Annotated in this window: 18 protein-coding genes; 1 reads left to right on the top strand and 17 read right to left on the bottom strand. The window is 46.6% G+C overall.

Annotation, left to right across the window (positions count from 1 at the left end):
- Nucleotides 1-556: 556 nt before the first annotated feature.
- The 17 genes from accA to rpsB all read right to left on the bottom strand — a co-directional run bounded on the left by accA (nucleotide 557) and on the right by rpsB (nucleotide 19,190).
- A complete protein-coding gene (gene accA / locus JQX58_RS11390; RefSeq protein WP_204146978.1) occupies nucleotides 557-1,504 on the bottom strand; it encodes an acetyl-CoA carboxylase carboxyl transferase subunit alpha in 948 nt (315 codons plus the stop codon).
- A gap of 112 nt (nucleotides 1,505-1,616) precedes the next feature.
- Complete coding sequence (gene dnaE, locus JQX58_RS11385) at nucleotides 1,617-5,087, bottom strand: DNA polymerase III subunit alpha (protein WP_204146977.1); 3,471 nt, start codon at nucleotides 5,085-5,087, stop codon at nucleotides 1,617-1,619.
- 3 nt (nucleotides 5,088-5,090) lie between these two features.
- Complete coding sequence (rnhB, locus tag JQX58_RS11380; protein ID WP_204146976.1) at nucleotides 5,091-5,699, bottom strand: ribonuclease HII; 609 nt, start codon at nucleotides 5,697-5,699, stop codon at nucleotides 5,091-5,093.
- Complete coding sequence (gene lpxB / locus JQX58_RS11375; protein WP_204146975.1) at nucleotides 5,692-6,828, bottom strand: lipid-A-disaccharide synthase; 1,137 nt, start codon at nucleotides 6,826-6,828, stop codon at nucleotides 5,692-5,694. The genes rnhB and lpxB overlap by 8 nt, the downstream gene beginning before the upstream one ends.
- A gap of 65 nt (nucleotides 6,829-6,893) precedes the next feature.
- Nucleotides 6,894-7,670: an acyl-ACP--UDP-N-acetylglucosamine O-acyltransferase gene (gene lpxA, locus JQX58_RS11370; RefSeq protein WP_204146974.1), complete on the bottom strand. Its 777-nt coding sequence runs from the start codon at nucleotides 7,668-7,670 to the stop codon at nucleotides 6,894-6,896.
- Nucleotides 7,671-8,108, bottom strand: a complete 438-nt coding sequence (gene fabZ / locus JQX58_RS11365; protein WP_204146973.1) for a 3-hydroxyacyl-ACP dehydratase FabZ — start codon at nucleotides 8,106-8,108, stop codon at nucleotides 7,671-7,673. It lies immediately after the preceding gene.
- 7 nt (nucleotides 8,109-8,115) lie between these two features.
- Entirely contained in the window at nucleotides 8,116-9,150 is a 1,035-nt protein-coding gene (gene lpxD / locus JQX58_RS11360) for a UDP-3-O-(3-hydroxymyristoyl)glucosamine N-acyltransferase (RefSeq protein WP_204146972.1), read from the bottom strand.
- 3 nt (nucleotides 9,151-9,153) lie between these two features.
- Complete coding sequence (locus tag JQX58_RS11355; RefSeq protein ID WP_204146971.1) at nucleotides 9,154-9,648, bottom strand: OmpH/Skp family outer membrane protein; 495 nt, start codon at nucleotides 9,646-9,648, stop codon at nucleotides 9,154-9,156.
- Nucleotides 9,649-9,668: 20 nt separating this feature from the next.
- Nucleotides 9,669-12,008: an outer membrane protein assembly factor BamA gene (gene bamA / locus JQX58_RS11350; protein WP_204146989.1), complete on the bottom strand. Its 2,340-nt coding sequence runs from the start codon at nucleotides 12,006-12,008 to the stop codon at nucleotides 9,669-9,671.
- Nucleotides 11,989-13,335: an RIP metalloprotease RseP gene (rseP, locus tag JQX58_RS11345; protein WP_204146970.1), complete on the bottom strand. Its 1,347-nt coding sequence runs from the start codon at nucleotides 13,333-13,335 to the stop codon at nucleotides 11,989-11,991. Before rseP ends, bamA begins: the two co-directional genes overlap by 20 nt.
- Complete coding sequence (gene ispC, locus JQX58_RS11340) at nucleotides 13,336-14,505, bottom strand: 1-deoxy-D-xylulose-5-phosphate reductoisomerase (RefSeq protein ID WP_204146969.1); 1,170 nt, start codon at nucleotides 14,503-14,505, stop codon at nucleotides 13,336-13,338.
- 1 nt (nucleotide 14,506) lies between these two features.
- The gene (locus JQX58_RS11335; RefSeq protein WP_239090303.1) at nucleotides 14,507-15,277 is read right to left on the bottom strand and encodes a phosphatidate cytidylyltransferase; all 771 of its coding nucleotides are present in this window, start codon (nucleotides 15,275-15,277) and stop codon (nucleotides 14,507-14,509) included.
- Nucleotides 15,278-15,316: 39 nt separating this feature from the next.
- The gene (locus JQX58_RS11330) at nucleotides 15,317-16,045 is read right to left on the bottom strand and encodes an isoprenyl transferase (RefSeq protein WP_204146967.1); all 729 of its coding nucleotides are present in this window, start codon (nucleotides 16,043-16,045) and stop codon (nucleotides 15,317-15,319) included.
- Between the two features lie 54 nt (nucleotides 16,046-16,099).
- Nucleotides 16,100-16,657 carry a ribosome recycling factor gene (gene frr / locus JQX58_RS11325; RefSeq protein WP_204146966.1) on the bottom strand — a complete coding sequence of 186 codons (558 nt, stop codon included), beginning with the start codon at nucleotides 16,655-16,657 and terminating at the stop codon, nucleotides 16,100-16,102.
- Between the two features lie 7 nt (nucleotides 16,658-16,664).
- The gene (pyrH, locus tag JQX58_RS11320) at nucleotides 16,665-17,387 is read right to left on the bottom strand and encodes a UMP kinase (protein ID WP_204146965.1); all 723 of its coding nucleotides are present in this window, start codon (nucleotides 17,385-17,387) and stop codon (nucleotides 16,665-16,667) included.
- Nucleotides 17,388-17,505: 118 nt separating this feature from the next.
- On the bottom strand, nucleotides 17,506-18,366 hold the full coding sequence (tsf, locus tag JQX58_RS11315; RefSeq protein ID WP_204146964.1) for a translation elongation factor Ts: 861 nt from the start codon (nucleotides 18,364-18,366) through the stop codon (nucleotides 17,506-17,508).
- Between the two features lie 89 nt (nucleotides 18,367-18,455).
- The gene (rpsB, locus tag JQX58_RS11310; RefSeq protein ID WP_204146963.1) at nucleotides 18,456-19,190 is read right to left on the bottom strand and encodes a 30S ribosomal protein S2; all 735 of its coding nucleotides are present in this window, start codon (nucleotides 19,188-19,190) and stop codon (nucleotides 18,456-18,458) included.
- 325 nt (nucleotides 19,191-19,515) lie between these two features.
- Here rpsB and map point away from each other — a divergent pair, with 325 nt between their 5' ends.
- On the top strand, nucleotides 19,516-20,367 hold the full coding sequence (map, locus tag JQX58_RS11305; RefSeq protein ID WP_204146962.1) for a type I methionyl aminopeptidase: 852 nt from the start codon (nucleotides 19,516-19,518) through the stop codon (nucleotides 20,365-20,367).
- The last annotated feature ends 15 nt before the right edge of the window (nucleotides 20,368-20,382 follow it).

Here is a 20,382-nt window from a genome sequence, read left to right as displayed (position 1 = left end):
AAGTTTGCTCAAACTCGTGAATCACGTCTGACTTTAACTATATTCTTCAATCCGAAGATTAAAGAACGTAAAGCGAATTGACATGGTCACTTGCTTAAGACTTCAAAGTTTTTGAGAAGTCTCCAGCGAGCGCCCACACAAATTATCTGATTATCTATTTTAAAGAGCGTCTGACTCGTTGTTCGCTTCGTTGTTGTGAAGCGTTGTCCGTGTCATTGGGTGCGTATAATACGCATCAGAATTTTTGACGCAAGCACTTTTTGAATTAATTTAAAAAAAACGCCATTAAAGCGCCTCAACCCGCCAAATTGGTTATTTATCGATCAAAAACAGCACTTTATAGCTCACTTTTCAATCAGGCCTTCCCTATCCATGGCTAACTAATGGCGTAAGTCACCTACTCAACAATTTTTAAGCGACTATTCGCGCCTGCGCGTGGAGCAGAAAATGAGTTGGGTGGGTGACGCAACGCCTCTCTGTCAGCCTAAAAACGAAAAAAGCCCGCTACTGGGATCAGTAGCGGGCTTTTTAAATAGATGCAGTTGTCTGCGAGTCGTTATAGACCGTAAGACATCAAGCGCTGGTAACGGCGCTCAACTAATTCTTCAGTTGAAAGTGCTTCTAGTTTATCTAGCACTTGCAACACATTAGCTTTGTAACGCTGCGCCATATCCACATGGTTAGTGTGTGCGCCACCTAATGGTTCTTCAAGAATGGTGTCAACAAAACCAAGTTCTTGTAGACGATCTGCCGTGATGCCCATCGCTTTAGCAGCATCAGACGCACGATCTGCACTTTTCCAAAGAATCGAAGCACAACCTTCAGGAGAGATAACTGAGTAAGTACCATATTGCAGCATCATCAGCTCATCACATACACCGATAGCCAATGCGCCACCAGAACCACCCTCACCGATAACGGTAGAAATGATTGGTGTTTTAAGACGTGACATAACCGCTAGGTTGTAGGCAATCGCTTCACTTTGACCACGCTCTTCTGCACCAATGCCTGGGTAAGCCCCAGGTGTGTCGATAAGTGTCACAATCGGTAGATTAAAACGTTCTGCGGTTTCCATCAGACGCAAAGCTTTGCGGTAACCTTCTGGGCGTGGCATACCGAAGTTACGCATTACCTTTTCTTTTACTTCGCGACCTTTCTGGTGACCAATTACCATGATTGGACGACCGTCTAAGCGCGCAATACCACCGACAATGGCACGATCATCAGCGTAATGACGATCGCCATGCATCTCTTCAAAATCAGTGAATACATGCTTGATGTAATCTAGTGTGTAAGGGCGTTTAGGGTGACGTGCTAATTGAGACACTTCCCAAGCACCTAAGTTACTAAAGAGATTTTGAGTCAAAGTAACTTTTTTCTCTTCTAGACGGCTGATTTCTTCACTAATGTTTAGATCGTTATCGTTACCAACTAGACGAAGTTCTTCAATTTTTTGTTCAAGCTCAGCGATCGGCTGCTCGAAAGGTAAATAATCTAAATTCATTTTCTACACACTGCTATTAGGTTGTCTGCTATTTTACAGAAAGTTATAACTTTGAACATCCTATCGCGCCGCTCCATTGGCGTTACGCGAGTGAAAGAACGATAAAATGGCACTAAGTATACACTAACTGGACATTTTGTTTACCGTATTGTTTTTGAAGCTCGTGAATTAAATCGTCATCTGGACGAATTTTCCATTGTGGACCGAGACGAACATCCCCCACAGCTTGTTGAGTTTCGAAACCGATTACGACATCACAACCATCTCCACGGTACGGTGCAATAGCGTCCGCGAGCTTTTGTACATTATTCGGTGTGACTTCTTGCTCAAGCCAGTCGATACGTAACGCTTCAACATAACGTATGCGCGCTGCGGCCATATCTAAAACGTTGCGTGCAGCCACTTTCTGACCGCCACGAAACTCATCAATACTGATTTCCCCCTCAATGACGACGACGGAGTCTTTTATCAAGTACTGCTTTACACTTTCAAAGGTATCAGGGAACACCGCCACTTCGATCCGTGCCGAACGGTCATCCAATGTTACAAAAGCAATATTGCCACCGCGCTTACTTTTCGTAATGCGCATTTCGACAATCAAACCGGCAATCACTTGGGTTTCGCGCTTCGGTTGAAGATCGACAATTTTCTGGCGCGCGAAGCGTCGGATTTCTGTTTCATAGTCATCGATCGGGTGACCCGTAACGTATAAGCCTAAGGTATCTTTTTCACCATCTAGGCGCTTACGGCCATGCCACTCTTCTTGAATGCCTATTTCATCGTAAGCATTCTCGGTCGACTCTTCGACCTCAATACCAAATAAGTCTCCCATCCCGGCATCATGGCTCTTAGCACTTTGATCGGCACGCTTAAGCGCCTCCTCAATACTGGCAAACAATGTCGCTCTATTGGGCCCAATGGTATCAAACGCCCCAGAGCGGACCAAAGCTTCCATCACACGACGGTTCACTCGGCGCCCTACGCGCTGACAGAAATCAAAAATATGCTCAAATGGGCCTTCTTTACGGGCCTCAACGATCGCTTCAATTGGCCCTTCACCCACTCCCTTAATCGCGCCAAGACCGTATACAATAGCGCCTTCTCGGTTAACCGCAAATTTATAAACTGATTCGTTTACGTTTGGCAGATCTACCACCAAATTCATCGCACGACACTCTTCGACAAATATGACGATCTTGTCTGTGTTCTGCATATCAGCAGATAATACGGCCGCCATAAATGGCGCTGGATAGTGCTGCTTTAACCATGCCGTTTGATATGAAACCAATGCATAGGCAGCCGAGTGAGATTTGTTAAAGCCGTAACCTGCGAATTTCTCCATCAAATCGAAGATGTTACCCGCAAGGTCTTTATCGATGTTATTTTTCGCCGCACCTTCCATGAAGATTAAGCGCTGCTCTTGCATGACCTCAGCTTTTTTCTTACCCATGGCACGACGTAACAAATCGGCGCCACCTAGGGAGAACTTCGCTAACACCTGAGCAATCTGCATTACCTGCTCTTGGTACAAGATAATGCCGTAGGTAGGCTCTAACACGGGAATAAGGTCTTCGTGTTGATAATCTGGGTGCGGGAAAGCCAGCTCAGAACGACCGTGCTTACGGTTGATAAAGTCATCCACCATGCCTGAGCCCAGTGGACCTGGACGGTACAAGGCTACCAAGGCGATGATGTCTTCAAAGCGGGACGGCAAAAGCTTCTTGATCAGCTCTTTCATACCGCGGGATTCCAGCTGGAATACCGCCGTGGTTTCGGCGCGCTGCAATAAATCGTAGGTGGCTTTGTCTTCTAGATCGATTAGCGCAATATCAAGTGGCGGCTTGCCTTCACGCGCATGGATCTCATTGATACTTTCTAATGCCCAGTCGACAACGGTGAGAGTTTTAAGGCCCAAGAAGTCAAACTTCACTAGACCCGCTTCCTCTACGTCATTCTTATCATATTGCGTTACTAGACCAGTACCGTCTTCTTCACAGTAAAGCGGCGCAAAATCTGTCAATTTTGTCGGTGCAATGACAACACCACCGGCGTGCTTACCAAAGTTACGCACCGTACCTTCAAGCTTGAAGGCCATTTCCATTACTTCGGCAGCTTCTTCGTCACCTTCGATGAACTCTACTAACGCAGGCTCGTCCTCTAATGCCTTTTTCAGAGTCATGCCAATTTCAAAAGGAATTAGCTTTGATAACTTATCCCCTAAACTGTAAGACTTACCTTGCACACGCGCTACGTCGCGTACCACCGCCTTAGCGGCCATCTGACCAAAGGTAATAATCTGAGAGACCGCATTACGACCATATCGCTGTGCCACGTAGTCAATCACGCGATCACGGTTATCCATGCAGAAGTCGATGTCAAAGTCGGGCATGGAGACACGCTCTGGGTTCAAGAAACGTTCGAACAGCAGGTCATATTCCAATGGATCCAGATCGGTAATTTTAAGCGCATAGGCTACTAGCGACCCGGCACCGGAACCACGTCCAGGCCCTACCGGAATATCGTTGTCTTTGGACCATTGAATAAAGTCCATTACGATTAAGAAGTAACCAGGAAACCCCATCTGGTTAATAATATCGAGCTCAAAATTCAGACGATCGATGTACTCCTGCTTACGTGCCAAAACACGTTCGCCGCCTTTTTTGACCAACAGCTCAAAACGCTCTTGCAGACCATGATGTGACAACTCACGGAAATATTCTTCCATAGTCATGCCGTCTGGCACTGGGAAGTCTGGCAAGAAGTACGTGCCCAGCAAAACATCGACGTTACAACGCTTGGCAATTTCAATGGTGTTCTCTAGGGCCTCAGGAAGGTCTGAGAACAATTCTTCCATTTCAGCAGAGGTTTTAAAATACTGCTCTTCGGAATATTTGCGCACACGACGAGGATCATCCAATGTGACGCCATCATAAATACTGACGCGAGCTTCGTGTGCTTCAAAATCTTCGCGCTTAAGAAAGCGTACATCATTGGTGGCTACAACAGGACACCCATATTCAGACGCCAATGGCACAACCTGATGAATATAATCTTCTTCACCTGGGCGTAAGGTACGAACCACCTCAGCGTAAAAGCGCCCTGGGAACGTATCCATCCAACCTTTTAAATAGGTTTGCGCTTCTTCCATACGACCTTTCGACAGTAAGAAGCCAACATCACCAAATACACCACCGGATAAGGCGATCACGTCTTCGCTGTGTTCAGCTACCCATTCACGCTTAATCACGGGGCGACCTTCTACTTGGCCATATTGATAGCCCTTAGAGATCACTTCGATAATGTTTTTGTAGCCTTGATTGCTCATTGCCAACAAGGTCATACGTGTACGCTGCTCAATCTGCTCAGTCGCTTCTAACATGATGTCAGCGCCACAGATCGGTTTAATTCCTTTGCCCAAGGCTCCACTGTAGAAGCGGATAAAGCCACACAGATTATTCTCATCAGACATGGCGACAGCAGGCATCTCATTAGCCTCAGCTTGGTTTAACAAGCCTTTGACTTTGACCAAACCATCGACAAGTGAATACTCAGTGTGAACTCTTAAATGAATAAAGGATGACATAATTTAACCTTCTAGGGCCCGCTTCACTGGCCCAAAACTGGTGCGATGTATGGCACAAACGCCATGCTCTTTTATGGCCGCTAAGTGTACAGCAGTTGGATAGCCTTTGTGCTTTGCAAACCCATACTGTGGGTATTTCTCATCCAGTGCAACAATTTCACGATCTCGTGTGACTTTTGCCAAAATGGACGCCGCAGCAATTGCAGGATGACGTGCATCACCTTTGACCACAGCTTCCGCAGGACAAGGCAGTTGAGATGGAATTCGATTTCCATCAATTAACGCGTGTTCAGCCTGTGTCGATAAACTAGCAATCGCACGATGCATGGCCAACATGCTGGCATGGAGAATATTAATCTGATCAATTTCAGCCACACTGGCTCGCGCAATACTGTAGGCTAAGGCTTTGTCCTGAATTTCAGTAAATAATGCTTCACGCTTTTTTTCGCTGAGTTTTTTAGAGTCATTTAATCCCGTAATTGGGCGCGCCGGATCTAAAATCACCGCCGCGGCAACCACGTCGCCTGCCAAAGGGCCACGTCCTGCTTCATCAGCGCCAGCGATCAAATGACCATCATACAGTAGACTGACAAAGGGTTCTAAATCAGCCATCACCAAGCTCCTTGGCAATGGCCTTAGCCGCGGCATCGCCTGCATTACGCTTAAGCAAGGTGTGCAGATATTGATAGGTCTCGTGCACCTCGGCATTTGTCTCATATTGACGCCACTGATCTACCAATGCATTGGCAAGTTTTACGGGCGTGGCATCATCTTGCAAAAGCTCCGGCACAATCGCTCGTTGCGCTAACAGGTTAGGCAAGGACACATAAGGCACTTTTACCATGCGTCGCATAATAGCGAAGGTCAGTGCAGAAAAACGGTAAGCCACCACCATTGGGCGCTTCACTAGCATGGCTTCTAACGCCGCCGTACCAGAAGCCAGCAAAATCGCATCACTCGCTGCCATTACAGTCCGCGATTGACCGGCTATAATGTGTGCACGCACTCCCGCTTGCTTTAAACAGGCTTCAATTTGTTCACGGCGTGCGTCATTGGCCGCTGGGATAACAAACTCCACACCTTCAACTTGTTGCGCGATCACACGCATAGTTTCGGCGAACAAAGGCATCAAACGACTTACCTCACCACCACGGGAACCTGGCAATATTGCACACAGAGGTTTTTGTGTTGGCAGCGCAAGTGTCGTGCGTGCGACGCTTTTTTCAGACTGAAACGGAATATCATCTGCCAGGGTATGACCCACACAAATCGCTGGGATGTGATGACGCTGGTAGATATCCAACTCAAACGGAAATAGCGTCAGCATAAGGTCAACCGACTGTTTAATCTTGTGAATACGCTTTTGTCGCCATGCCCAAACCGAAGGGCTGACGTAATGGATCGTACGCAAACCTTGCTGTTTAAGTTTACGCGCTAACGGCAAATTAAAGTCCGGTGAATCAATACCGATGAAAGCGTCAGGCTGAACATCCAAACAATGCTCATACACTGCCTTACGAATACCTAGCAATTCACGTAAGCGACCCAATACCTCCACTAACCCCATGACCGACAAACGTTCCATTGGAAACAAACTGCGCAGACCTTGCTGCTCCATCAATGGTCCGCCAATACCTTCGAATAAAGCATCTGGATAACGCTTCTTTAAGTGCTCGATGAGATCGGCCCCCAGAATATCCCCTGAGGCTTCGCCGGCAACGATGACAAATCTTTTTTGCATGTTTAAATTACCTTCATAAAAAAACCCCGAAATGTTCGGGGTTTTCTTCACGCACATCTTAACGGTTAGCGAACTATGCCGCGTTTCGATAAGCGAATCGACAGAATAAAGTCTGCTACTTCTTGAATTGACGCTATCTCGCTGCTTTCTAATTCAGCAAGCGCTTTCTCCAACGGCATTCGCTTTAAATAAATCGTCTTGTACGCATTACGCAGTGCTTTGATGACTTCAGGGGCCGTACCACGACGACGCATGCCTTCAAAGTTCATACCGTGCGCTTTAGCTGGATCACCTGATACCATCACATAGCGAGGGATATCTTTCGTCACCATCGAGCCCATGCCACACATACTGTAAGAGTTTACTTGGCAAAATTGGTGGATCCCTGTGTATCCTCCCAAAATCACCGAATCACCTACATGCACATGTCCCGCTAGCGCTGCGTAATTTGCTAGGATGTTATTATCCCCAACGATACAGTCATGGCCAACATGAGTACTGGCCATCAATAGATTGCCACTACCAATTCTAGTAACGCCCTGATCCTGAATCGTACCACGGTGAATAGTCGAGTTCTCACGGATCACATTACGATCACCAATGATCAACTGGGTCGGCTCACCCTTATATTTCTTATCTTGGTTTACTTCACCTACCGAAGTAAACTGGTAAATCTCATTATGCTGGCCGATTGTCGTGTGACCATTGACCACCACATGAGATTTTAACACCGTGCCGGCTCCAATTCGCACGTCAGGACCGACAACGCAAAACGGGCCGACTTCAACATCACTGTCTAGTTCAGCTTTTGGATCAACTATCGCAGTTGGATGTATCAACACTTATAGTTTCCTGTCAGCACATAAGATTGTAGAAGAACATACCAGTTCACCTTCAACCGTTGCTTTCACTTCAAATTTCCAGATGCCACGACGCTCTGTTAAAATTTTCGCTTCAAGTTGTAGGCGGTCACCAGGTACGACTGGACGCTTAAAACGCGTGTTATCAGCACCAACGAAGTAATAAATAGAACCGTCTTCAGGTGTTTTGTCCATGGTTTTGAAACCAAGGATACCGGCAGCTTGCGCCATTGCTTCGATAATCAAAACTCCAGGCATTACTGGATGGTCTGGGAAGTGACCGTTAAAAAACGGTTCATTTACCGTTACATTTTTGTACGCTACAACTGATTCACCAGGTGTCAATTCAACTACACGATCCACCAACAAGAACGGGTAGCGGTGGGGTAAGTAACGGCGAATTTCATTCACATCCATCATTTATGCATTAACCTTTTGTTAAAAGCGTTTTAACTTGTTTTTCCAGTTTTGAAATTTGGTCAGCCATATGCTCTATGCGACGCAATCTTGCGGCAGATTTGCGCCAATTTGCAGTCGAGTCTAAAGCTGTACCAGAAGAATAAGAGCCTGGCTGTTTGATCGAACGCGTCACTAAACTCATGGCCGTAATATGTACTTGATCACCAATCACTAGGTGACCCGCTAAGCCTGCACCACCAGCAATGGTGCATGACTGACCAATTGTTGTACTGCCCGCAATACCAACACAGCCCGCAATCGCGCTATTATCGCCGATTACGACGTTATGAGCAATTTGTACGAGGTTATCAATTTTAACGCCATTGCCAATCACGGTATTATCGATCGCACCACAATCGATTGTAGTATTTGCGCCAACCTCGACATCGTCACCAATGACCACACTGCCAAGTTGATGTATCTTTTGCCAAGCACCATTATTTGGCGCAAAGCCAAAGCCATCCGCACCGATCACGGCGCCACTGTGAATGATGCAACGCTGGCCAATCTTTACACCTCGATAAAGCGTGACATTAGCCGCTAAACTTGACCCCTGTGCGATTTCAACACCCTCTCCTACAACCGAACCTGATTCGATGCGACAGCCTTCTGCGATGCGCGTGTGCGCGCCGATCACCACATTAGGGCCTAGCACGACATCGTCTGCAAGCTCTGCGGTTTCATGCACCACTGCAGAAGCGTGCACTCGCTCGGCCCAATCAATTTTGGCCGCAACAAATAACTGCGTTACTTGAGCAAATGCATAGTAAGGGTTGCGTACTAAAATGGCATTGCGGACTTTATCTGCGTCATCTTTGTTGCGCAGCAATACTGCCCCCGCCTCTGACGCCGTTAAGGTACCTGCATATTTGGGATTAGATAAGAAACTGAGTTGATTCGAGGTGGCGTGATCAAGTGCCCCTAAAGACGCCACCTCGTAATCTGGATCACCCAGCAATTCGCCGCCTACATAGGCGGCGATTTCAGATAGGGAATAACCCATCAACTAGTTCTCTTCGTTAAGTTTCTCGATAAGCTCTGCGGTAATATCGACAGAATTGTTGGTGTAGATAGCGGCTTGACGATTGATCACAGCATCTAAATTGCGCTCATCAATAATCTCTTTTAGCGCGGCCTCACCCTGTGGTGTCAAACGTTGAATCAATTGCTGCTCCATTTGCTGCGCTTGCTGCTGCATTGCTTGCACCATACCACGCAACTGTTGCTGCTTTTGATTGATCTGACCACGACGCTCTGACACCTGCTCTGAAGACAAGGTCAGCTCGTCACGTTTAAGTGATTCCACCATGTCTTTAAGCGCTTTGTTTTCTTGATCAAGACGAGCCTTCATTTGGTCAACCTGCTGACGTGGCTCTTGAGCAGCGGCTTGGCCAGCGTCACTTTGCAGTAACGCTGCTCGAAAGTCTAATACCGCTATTTCTGATGCCAACGCATTAGCACTAAATAGGGTCGCGATCGCTAAACTAAGAAGTTTGTTCATGGTTAGTCCTCTGACACCTGTTAAAAAGTTGTACCTAGTTGGAATTGGAATACATCCGTCTCATCGCCTTCTTTGTCATTCAACGTTTTAGCAATATTGAAAGAAAGCGGTGCAATCGGTGTAATCCACGTCCAGTTAAAGCCGACACTGTAGCGAATCTCGCCAAAATCGACACCCTCTTGACAGTCTAGGTTGCCTGGGTAGCAATTATCTGTGAATACGTTACCAGCATCTAAGAACAACGATGTACGTACAGAACTGTGATCTTCTACCATTGGCATCGGGAAGATTAGTTCTGCGGTACCCGCCATCAAGATATTACCACCGATAGAGTCCTGCTCTGTATCATCATCATAGGTGTTCTTAGGACCTAATGAGGAAGCACTGTAACCACGTACCGTGTAAACACCACCAGCATAGTAGTTCTCAAAGAACGGCAAGCGATCTGTATCACCGTAGCCTACACCGTAGCCAGCACGACCTTTTAAGTGGAACAACCAAAGTTTGTTGTCACTGATATTCCAGTAACCTTGTGACAGCGCACCAAGCTTGGCATAGGTTTGATCGCCAAGTGGCGTTGCTACGTCCAGCGTAACACGGTGACTGTAACCGTTGGTCGGCAACACACCACCGACGATATCATTATCAGTCCAAGCGATGTTGGCAATGATGTCATCAAATGTATCGCCGTATTCGTCTAGGTAATCTTGCGTCTCATTCGACGGGTTACCCCCTAAGTCGACCGAGGTATTCTTCACCGTTGCACCAAAGCTTAGACGCTGCGTATCAGAGATCGGATAACCAAAGTTCACCGACGCACCAATACGGTCGATGTCGTAATCTTCCACATCATCTTCATCGTGATCACTGACTTGATAGAACAAGCTATAACCACGGCTTACACCGTCGACCGTAAAGTATGGATTATCATAAGACAGGGTGTAATCTTGGGTCTGGTTGGTGCGGCTCATGTTAAAGGCCAGCTTGTTACCAGTACCCAAAAAGTTACGCTTCGACACACCAAAACCAAGTACCGTACCTTCAGATTGAGAGTAACCAATACTGGCTTGAATACTGCCTGATGGCTGCTCTTCAACGATGACGTCTAAATCTACTTGATCAACTGTTCCAGGCACCGAACGTGTTTTAAGCTCGACATTTGAGAAGAAGCCCAAACGCTCAATCGCGCGTTTCGAAGATTGAATTTTAGAATGCGTCGCCAAGGCTCCTTCAAATTGCGTCATTTCTCGGCGCAATACTTCATCCATGGTTTCAGAGTTACCACTGAAGTTAATGCGTCGAACGTAGACGCGAGGTCCTGGGGCAATATGATAGGTTAAATCAACCTTATGGCCTGGCAACTTATTCGGAATAATATTCACATTGGTAAATAAGTAACCATCATCGCCTAGCTCAGCGGAGATATCTTCCATGATCGCAGTCGTTTCGCTACGTGAGAAAACATCGCCTTCTTTTTGATCAATATGTTGCCAAATACGGTCTTCCGTAATTGGTAAAGAGCCACTCAGCGCCACATCATTAATTGAATAAGGTTTGCCTTCTTCAACGTTGACTACCACATAAACTTCACGCTTGTCCGACGACAAGCTGACTTGGTTCGACACCAATTCATAATCTAAGTAACCACGATCTAAGTAGAAGCTTCTTAGGGTTTCCAGATCGCCTTGAATTTTTTGCTTAGAGTACTCATCAGCAGAACTGAATGGGTTGAAGTAGCCAGTCTCTCTAGACTGGAAATTGTCCATCAGCTCTTCATCAGTAAAGTCTTGGTTACCGACAATATTAATGTGAACAATTTTCGCCGTAACCCCTTCCTCGATATCAATATTGATCGCAACACGGTTACGCGGCAACTCTTCTACATTAATATCTACTTGTGCGCTGTAACGACCTAACGCATAGTACTGACGCTGTAGTTCTTGCTGAATTTGATTGAGGGTTTCCGGCTTATAAAGCTCACCTTCCTCTAAGCCTGAAAGGCGCAAGCCACGCTCAAGGTCTTCTGTGGCAATCATGTCATTGCCATCAATTTCAATTTGACCAATGGAAGGTCGTTCTACCACCTCAAAAATAATGACATCATCTTCTTCATACACTTGGATATCACTAAAGAAACCTGTGGCAAATAGCTTACTGACGGCCTCACTGACATTGGAGGAGTCATAGCCCTGTCCCTGATTGAAACCAATCGTTTCGAATGCGCGCGTAGCAGACATTTGCAACAATCCGTCTATCCGAACATCCGCCACCGTCTCTGCATAACTCTGAGCACTGCAAACTGCTAATGCTGTGGCCAATAAGACTCTCACATATACCTCTCTACAAGCGGGCAATATCATTAAATAAAGCAACAGCCATCATCGCAAATAACAATGATGCGCCGAAACGATAAGCATAACCTTGCACTTTTTCTGAAACCGGTTTGCGGCGTACCGCTTCAATTCCAAAAAAGAGCAAGTGTCCTCCATCCAACATCGGGATGGGCAATAAATTCAACACACCTAAACTGACACTTAAGTAGGCCATGAACTTCAAAAAAGACTGAATTCCAGAATCCGCTGACGCGCTAGCCACTTTCGCAATCGTAATCGGGCCAGATAAGTTATCTAACGAAATCAATCCTTGCAACATTTTCCCAATTGAGGAAAGAGTTAAAGAGGTCATTTGCCATGTTTGGCTAAAACCATATTCCATGGCACCGAACAGACCAAATTCACGTATGCGGACATCCGCTTCAGATAACTCAGGGGGCACGACTCCCAATCCTGCGTAGCCAGTCACGATGCCATTTTGCTCACGCCCATCAGGTGTTAACGTGAGTGATACAGTTTGTTCTGCTCGTTTTACTGCAACCTCAAGCGGCGTTTGTGGGGATTTCTGAACCCACTCAACAAATGCCTGCCAGTCAGTAATCGTTTGCCCTTCAATGGCTTGTACAACATCGCCGACCTCAAAGCCAGCCACTGCGGCCGCACCGCCCTCCATTACCTGCGCAATTTCAGGAGGCACATCTGGACGCCAAGGAATCACACCGAATTCACGAATTAAGCTATTGGGTTCACTGCCCACCAGCCAACGATCTAAGCTAAAAGCACTTTCCTGCGCTATGTTACTATCGTTTGGTAAATAGCGAACACTATAGGTCCCGGTCTGTCCAATCAAGTCCGCTAACGCTAAATTTACATCTTCCCAAGAATGTGTACGCACACCATTGATTTGAGTAATCTCATCGCCTGCACTAAGCGTCGTTTGAGCTAATGGTGAATCCGCTGTTACACCGTCTAATTTAGGTGCCACTGCTTGCAAGCCTATACCTGCCACTACAGCATAAATGGCAATTGCTAAAATAAAGTTAAATGCAGGCCCAGCCGCCACAATCGCAATACGCTGCCACACATTCTTGTGGTTAAACGCTTGATCACGCAGTGACTCAGGCACATTATCTTCGCGTCCATCCAGCATGCGCACATAGCCACCCAGAGGAATCATAGCTAAGGTAAATTCGGTACCCGAGCGAGCTACATAACGGTAAAGTGGCTTACCGAACCCCACAGAAAAGCGCAGCACTTTTACGCCACACATACGTGCAACTGAATAGTGACCAAACTCATGGAAGGTGATCAGTACACCTAAAGCGATAATAATGGACAAGATATCTTGAAGCATTTATGTAAACTCCGCCGAGATTAACTTAGTCGCAAGCTCTCGGGCCCGACCATCGGCCTCGAACACTGCGTCCAAGTTATTGACAGTATTTATATCAGAGCGTTCAAGCACTCGTTCATTTAAACGAGCAATATCCAAAAACCCGATCTGCTCACGCAAAAAAGCCGCCACAGCCACCTCATTGGCAGCGTTCAATGTAGCCATCGCCGTGCCACCTGCAAACCACGCCTCTGAAGCCAGTCTAAGGTTAGGAAAACGATCCAAATCGGGCGCTTCGAAGTTCAACTGCGCCAAGTCAAAAAAGTCCAACTGTGCCACACCCGTATCGATACGCTCGGGCCACGTCATGCCGTAAGCAATCGGAATCTTCATATCTGGATTCCCCATTTGGGCAATGACCGAACCGTCTTGATAGGAAACCATGGAATGCACGATACTTTCAGGATGAACAACAACCTGCACTTCATTTGGCGTCACATCAAATAGCCAGCATGCCTCAATCAACTCCAGCCCCTTGTTCATCAAGCTAGCAGAGTCAATGGAAATCTTCTGGCCCATGGACCAATTGGGGTGAGCACATGCTTGAGCAGGTGTTACACAGGTCATCTGCTCAGAGGTAAAGGTACGAAAAGGACCGCCTGAAGCAGTCAAAAGAATACGTGCAATATCACGTTTATGAGCACCGTGCTCAGTTTGAGGCAGACATTGATAAATGGCATTGTGCTCACTATCGATTGGCATCAGCACCACATTGTGACGTTCCACTTCTTCCATAAACAAGCGTCCGGCGGTCACCAAGCTTTCTTTGTTCGCCAGCAAGGTGCGCTTACCTGCGCGAATACCAGCTAATGTAGGTCGCAAGCCAGCAAAACCCATAATGGCTGCCATCACCTGATCACAGTCGTCTGCCGCAATAGACTCCATTGCTGCTTGGCCATATTCAAACTGTATTGGCAAATCACAACATAAAGCAGCCAGGCGATCGCGACTATCTTGATCGCCCATCACCACACGCTGCGGTCGAAAGTTACGGCAGATTTGCGCCATTTTTTCGACATTGGTGTTGGCCGCAGCACTGACTAATTTGAATTGCTCTGGATAGCGTGAGATAACATCCAGTGTGCTTGCTCCAATGGATCCTGTCGCACCTAACAAACAAATTTTTTGCATGCTACATCCAACCCACTAGAGCTAGTAACAACACGTATAGGGGGGCCGCAGACGTTAAACTATCGACGCGGTCCATTACCCCACCATGACCTGGAATTAACTGACTAGAGTCTTTCAGTGCTTCGTGACGCTTAAACAAACTCTCGGTTAAATCACCCAATACAGATGTTAAGACTGTTACGAAAGCAATTAAGGCCAGCGTAATCCATTGCTGCAGCCCAAACCCTTGATAAACACAGAAGCCCACAACAATTAGCTGTGTCAGCAGTAAACCACCATAGACGCCCTCCCAAGATTTACCAGGCGAGACACTCGGGGCTAATTTGCGCTTACCAAATGCCTTACCTGAGAAGTAAGCACCAGAATCCGCGCCCCAGATTAACGCCATTAACAGCAAGATCCACGTTACAAACTGCTCAGACTCGCGCATAAATACCATCGCTGACCAAGTTGTCACTAACACTAACAACCCAAACAAAAGTCGCACTGGGCGAGCCTGCCAGCCTTTTGGCTTAGGATAAGCGACAACCCACATAAGCGCCGCCAGCCACAATACGGGCGTTATCCACAACACAACAAATGGCATTGAAAATAACGCTACGCCATAGCATAAAGTGCCGACCATACCAGCAAACGCCAAACGACTACGCTGAGACACTACTCCAGATAAGCGCGCCCATTCCCAGCCAGCTAACAACACCACCACACCGATGGCGAGCTGAAAGCCTAAAGACTCTAAAAAGAAGACCGCATAAACAAATAACAGCGCCATAATGATGGCGCTTATAACTCTTGGTAAAAGCATAAAATATTACCGACCACCGTACCGGCGCTGACGTTGCTGATAAATATCCAAGGCTTCTTGGAAATGCGTCTTATCGAAGTCAGGCCATAATACAGGCATAAAAATAAATTCTGCATAGGCAAGTTGCCATAGCAGGAAGTTACTTACACGCTCCTCACCTGAGGTGCGAATAATCAAATCGAGTTCGGGTAAATCTGCCAAGCAGATGTGCTCAGCCAAATGCGTTTCAGTAATATCCGCTGCGGCTAATTGCCCAGTTTCTACTTGTTGTGCCACACGCTTGCTCGCTTCGACAATATCCCAGCGTCCGCCGTAATTAGCGGCAATCACCAGCACCATGCCGTCATTGTTAGCGGTTTCTTGCTCAGCGATTTGAATCTGTTCTTGCAAACTCTCACTAAACCCAGACTTATCACCAATGACTTCTAAACGAATCGAGTACTCATTGAGGCGCTTCGCTTCTTTTTTCAGCGAACGCATAAACAGTCCCATCAAGCCATCGATTTCTAACTGGGGACGTTTCCAGTTTTCGCTAGAAAAGGCAAACAAGGTCAGTACTTTCACCCCCTGACGGGCGGCTGCTTCGACGGTTTTACGAACCGCAGCGGCGCCAGCGCGATGACCTGCAATACTTGGAAGGCGTTTTTTCTTAGCCCAACGATTATTGCCATCCATAATAACAGCAACGTGGGCCGGAATGGATTGACTCTCCGGAGTCAATTCTTTGTCAGACATAGAACTACCTAGCTGAAAAAAAGCAGGTGCTATAGAGCACCTGCTTCTTTGAATTTAGATTTCCATCAGATCTTTTTCTTTGGCAGCCAATTGCTCTTCGATTTGAGCAACATACTTGTCTGTCAATTTTTGCACCTGATCCTGACCACGACGCTCGTCGTCTTCAGAAATCTCTTTCTCTTTAACTAGGTCTTTCAAGCTATTGTTGGCATCACGGCGGATATTGCGTACAGCAATACGACCATTTTCCGCTTCCGCTTTTGCTTGCTTGTAGTAGTTACCGCGAGTTTCTTCTGTCAATGCTGGCAGAGGAATGCGAATCAAGCTACCAGTCGTTGAAGGATTCAAACCTAGGTCGGATTTCATGATCGCCTTTTCAATTTCAGGCACCATATTACCTTCCCATGGCGAAATACCCAGTGTACGAGCATCTTCAACGGTAATATTCGCTACTTGGCTAAGCGGCGTTTCACTACCGTAGTAGTTTACTTTGATAGGATCTAAAAGGCTTGGGTGCGCACGACCTGTACGAATTTTTTTAAACGCATTACCTACCGCTACGACGGCTTTACCCATGCGCTCTTCCGCATCTTTTAAAATCTCGTTAATCATTATTTCCTCACTTAATAACGGTACCTTCGTCGCCACCGGTCATGATGTTAATCAGAGCCCCTGGCTTGTTCATGTTAAATACTCGAACTGGCATTTGATGGTCTCGAGTTAGACAGATTGCGGTTAAATCCATGACGCCTAACTGTTTTTCCAAAACCTCATTGAAAGTTAATGTATCATATTTCACTGCGTTTTGGTCTTTCATTGGGTCTGCAGAGTACACACCATCGACTTTTGTCGCTTTCAAAACGACATCGGCATCAATCTCAATGCCACGCAAACATGCAGCAGAGTCCGTTGTAAAGAAAGGATTACCTGTACCTGCAGAGAAAATCACTACATCACCGTCTTTTAAGTGGCGCATAGCACGACGACGATCGTAAGGCTCCACGATGCCAGTCATAGTGATCGCAGACATAACACGTGTAGAAATATTGGCACGCTCCAATGCATCACGCATCGCCAAGGCATTCATAACCGTTGCCAGCATACCCATATGATCGCCCGTCACGCGATCCATGCCCGCTTGACTCAAAGCCTGACCGCGAAACAGGTTACCACCACCAATTACAATGCCGACTTCTACACCGATACCTCGTAATTGACCAATCTCTAGAGCGATACGACTTAACACTTTTGGATCAATACCAAAGGCCTCATCACCCTGTAGCGCCTCGCCACTTAATTTCAACAAAATGCGCTTATATCTTGAATTCGTTTCTTTCGGCATTTGAACCTCCGGCAATGGTGAGAAGTATATATTGAAGCAATTACGTCATACTTCAATATGCTATTCATAAAAAGGGGCAGTCTAGCTGCCCCTTTGTATACTCAAAACTTTCTAGCCATTAGCCTTTAAGTTGAGCAGCAACCTCAGCAGCGAAGTCTGTTTCTTCAACTTCGATACCTTCACCTACTTCTAGGCGAACAAAAGAAGTGATAGTCGCACCAGCGTCTTTCGCTAGCTGACCTACTTTAACTTCTGGGTTTTTAACGAATGGCTGGTCATTCAGGCTGTTTTCAGCCAAGAACTTCTTAATACGGCCGCCAATCATCTTGTCAACGATTTCCGCTGGTTTACCCGCCATATCAGGCTGAGCACGGATGATTTCTTCTTCTTTAGCAAGCACATCAGCAGGCATATCTTCGCCACGCACAACACGTGGAGAAACTGCAGTTGCGTGCATAGCGATGTCTTTCGCTAGCTCATCGCTGCCGCCTTCTAGCTGAACTAGTGCAGCGATTTGACCGTTGCTGTGTAGGTAACCTGAAACCAAACCACCTTCAACCAGTACAGCACGACGAGGTGTGATGTTTTCACCGATTTTCTGAACAAGTGCTTCGCGAGCTTCTAGCATTTCGCCAGAGATCACTTTTTCCATGTCAGTTTCTTTCGATGCAAAGACAGCGTCTGCTACTTTGTTTGCAAACGCTACGAAACCTTCGTCACGTGCAGCAAAGTCAGTTTCAGAGTTAACTTCTACAAGCACGCCGTAAGAGTTATCATCAGCAACTTTCATGATGATAGTACCTTCAGCAGCTGTACGGCCAGCTTTCTTAGCCGCCTTCATACCGCTTGATTTACGTAGCTCTTCGATTGCTACTTCGATGTCACCACCAGCAGCTGTTAGAGCTTTTTTACACTCCATCATGCCAAGACCGGTACGGTCACGTAGTTCTTTTACCATTGCTGCAGATACTGCGGCCATGTTAATTCCCCTTGTACGATAACAAATTTAAAAAAGGGAGAGCGTTGCCTCTCTCCCTTGATCAGTAAGACCAGATAAGATCCGTAAAATTACGCTTCAGCGGCGTCGTTTACTTCAACAAACTCGTCAGCACTACCTGCTGCAGCTGCACGGCCTTCTAGAGACGCATCAGCGAATGCAGAAACGTACAATTGTACAGCACGGATAGCATCGTCGTTTGCAGGGATAACGTAATCAACACCGTCTGGATCGCTGTTAGTATCAACGATACCGATAACAGGGATACCTAGCTTGTTAGCTTCTTTAATAGCGATACGCTCGTGGTCAACGTCTACTACGAATAGTACGTCAGGTAGACCACCCATATCCTTGATACCACCTAGAGAGCGCTCTAGTTTCTCAAGTTCACGTGTACGCATTAGAGCTTCTTTTTTAGTTAGCTTCTCGAACGTACCGTCAGCTTGTTGACCTTCTAGGTCACGTAGACGCTTGATAGATGTACGGATTGTTTTGTAGTTAGTCAGCATACCACCTAACCAACGGTGGTTTACGAACGGCATACCAGCACGAGATGCTTGTTCAGCGATTGATTTCGCTGCCGCGCGCTTAGTACCTACGAACAAAACTTTGTTTTTGTTCTCAGCCATTTTCTTAACAAGCTCAAGTGCTTCGTTAAGTGCTGGAACAGTGTGCTCTAGGTTGATGATATGGATCTTGTTACGCGCACCAAAGATGAATGGCTTCATTTTTGGGTTCCAGTAACGAGTTTGGTGACCGAAGTGTGAACCAACCTGTAGTAGGTCGCGCATTGAAACTGTAGGCATTTTACTATCCTTTAGGTTTTGGGTTAGGTTAACTTGCTAGCCCTAGCCTCTCAGCCTTTTGAAATTTAAAGCAATTTCAGGCACCCCAGAGACGCTATTTTTAATTAGACAGCAAGGTCGTTAAAATTGGTTTAGTTGTGCTGACTTTTACGAAAAGAGTCAAGCCGGCGTTTTATACCACAAAAGCGCCCTCACCAAAAGTAAAGATTCGCTTTTTCATGCGCCATTCTTCACGATTTTTTCTCAACTCAGGGCGAATAACCGCGCTAAGTCATGTAGAATGATTTCATCCTTAAGACTAGTGAAGATTTAAGACAATTTTATTATGAGCAATGAGATTCTGCAGCAAGTAAAAGAGTTAACTAAAGATGGCCGTCTAGAAGTGCCAGAATGGACACCACGCCCAAGCGCGACACGCTTTACCGATGTAAATGACATCGAAGGCATGCGCATCGCGGGCAAGCTAGCCGGCGAAGTACTAACCATGCTAGAAAAGTTCGTCGTCCCTGGCGTCACTACTGATGAGTTAGACATCATCGCCCACAACTATATTGTTGGCGAGCAAGGCGCTATCCCAGCTCCTCTTAATTATCATGGTTTCCCTAAATCTTGCTGCACATCCGTCAATGATGTGATCTGTCATGGCATCCCGAACGACAAACCACTGAAGAAAGGCGATGTCGTTAACATTGATATCACTATCATCAAAGATGGCTACTACGGCGACACCAGTAAAATGTTCTCAGCAGGGCCTGCAGCTCCCCATGCGGAACGCCTATGCAAAATCACCCAAGAGAGCCTATATCTAGCCATCAAAATGGTAAAACCAGGTGTACGCCTAGGGGATATCGGCGCAGCCATTTCCGAATTCGCCCATAAACACCATTATTCAGTGGTTGAAGAGTATTGCGGTCACGGTATCGGCACAACCTTCCATGGTGAGCCACAAGTGGCGCATTACGGCCGCTCTGGCACAGGTGTTGTATTAGAAGAAGGCATGACTTTCACCATCGAACCTATGATCAATGCTGGCAAAAAACAGGTTAAGCACTCTGGTCCAGATGGCTGGATCGCCAAAACCAAAGATGGTCGCCTATCGGCCCAATATGAGCACACACTACTGGTCACCGCCGATGGTGTTGAAGTGCTAACACTGCGCCCAGACGACACACTATAATTCGCGCACCGATTA

Origin of the sequence: Marinomonas ostreistagni (assembly GCF_016888445.1) — a bacterium.
In the GTDB taxonomy this organism is placed as follows: domain Bacteria; phylum Pseudomonadota; class Gammaproteobacteria; order Pseudomonadales; family Marinomonadaceae; genus Marinomonas; species Marinomonas ostreistagni.
The sequence above is the reverse complement of the archived record's forward strand: the minus strand, read 5'-3'. Positions and strand labels throughout refer to the sequence as shown.

Excerpts from the sequence above, each read along its gene's own strand:
- ispC (WP_204146969.1), bottom strand. The coding sequence starts at position 14,505 with ATGCAAAAAATTTGTTTGTTAGGTGCGACAGGATCCATTGGAGCAAGC.
- lpxB (WP_204146975.1), bottom strand. The coding sequence starts at position 6,828 with ATGCAAAAAAGATTTGTCATCGTTGCCGGCGAAGCCTCAGGGGATATT.
- dnaE (WP_204146977.1), bottom strand. The coding sequence starts at position 5,087 with ATGTCATCCTTTATTCATTTAAGAGTTCACACTGAGTATTCACTTGTC.
- accA (WP_204146978.1), bottom strand. The coding sequence starts at position 1,504 with ATGAATTTAGATTATTTACCTTTCGAGCAGCCGATCGCTGAGCTTGAA.
- rpsB (WP_204146963.1), bottom strand. The coding sequence starts at position 19,190 with ATGCCTACAGTTTCAATGCGCGACCTACTACAGGTTGGTTCACACTTC.
- rnhB (WP_204146976.1), bottom strand. The coding sequence starts at position 5,699 with ATGGCTGATTTAGAACCCTTTGTCAGTCTACTGTATGATGGTCATTTG.
- JQX58_RS11355 (WP_204146971.1), bottom strand. The coding sequence starts at position 9,648 with ATGAACAAACTTCTTAGTTTAGCGATCGCGACCCTATTTAGTGCTAAT.
- JQX58_RS11335 (WP_239090303.1), bottom strand. The coding sequence starts at position 15,277 with ATGGCGCTGTTATTTGTTTATGCGGTCTTCTTTTTAGAGTCTTTAGGC.
- JQX58_RS11330 (WP_204146967.1), bottom strand. The coding sequence starts at position 16,045 with ATGTCTGACAAAGAATTGACTCCGGAGAGTCAATCCATTCCGGCCCAC.
- tsf (WP_204146964.1), bottom strand. The coding sequence starts at position 18,366 with ATGGCCGCAGTATCTGCAGCAATGGTAAAAGAACTACGTGACCGTACC.
- fabZ (WP_204146973.1), bottom strand. The coding sequence starts at position 8,108 with ATGATGGATGTGAATGAAATTCGCCGTTACTTACCCCACCGCTACCCG.
- pyrH (WP_204146965.1), bottom strand. The coding sequence starts at position 17,387 with ATGCCGAAAGAAACGAATTCAAGATATAAGCGCATTTTGTTGAAATTA.
- rseP (WP_204146970.1), bottom strand. The coding sequence starts at position 13,335 with ATGCTTCAAGATATCTTGTCCATTATTATCGCTTTAGGTGTACTGATC.
- lpxD (WP_204146972.1), bottom strand. The coding sequence starts at position 9,150 with ATGGGTTATTCCCTATCTGAAATCGCCGCCTATGTAGGCGGCGAATTG.
- bamA (WP_204146989.1), bottom strand. The coding sequence starts at position 12,008 with ATGATATTGCCCGCTTGTAGAGAGGTATATGTGAGAGTCTTATTGGCC.
- map (WP_204146962.1), top strand. The coding sequence starts at position 19,516 with ATGAGCAATGAGATTCTGCAGCAAGTAAAAGAGTTAACTAAAGATGGC.
- frr (WP_204146966.1), bottom strand. The coding sequence starts at position 16,657 with ATGATTAACGAGATTTTAAAAGATGCGGAAGAGCGCATGGGTAAAGCC.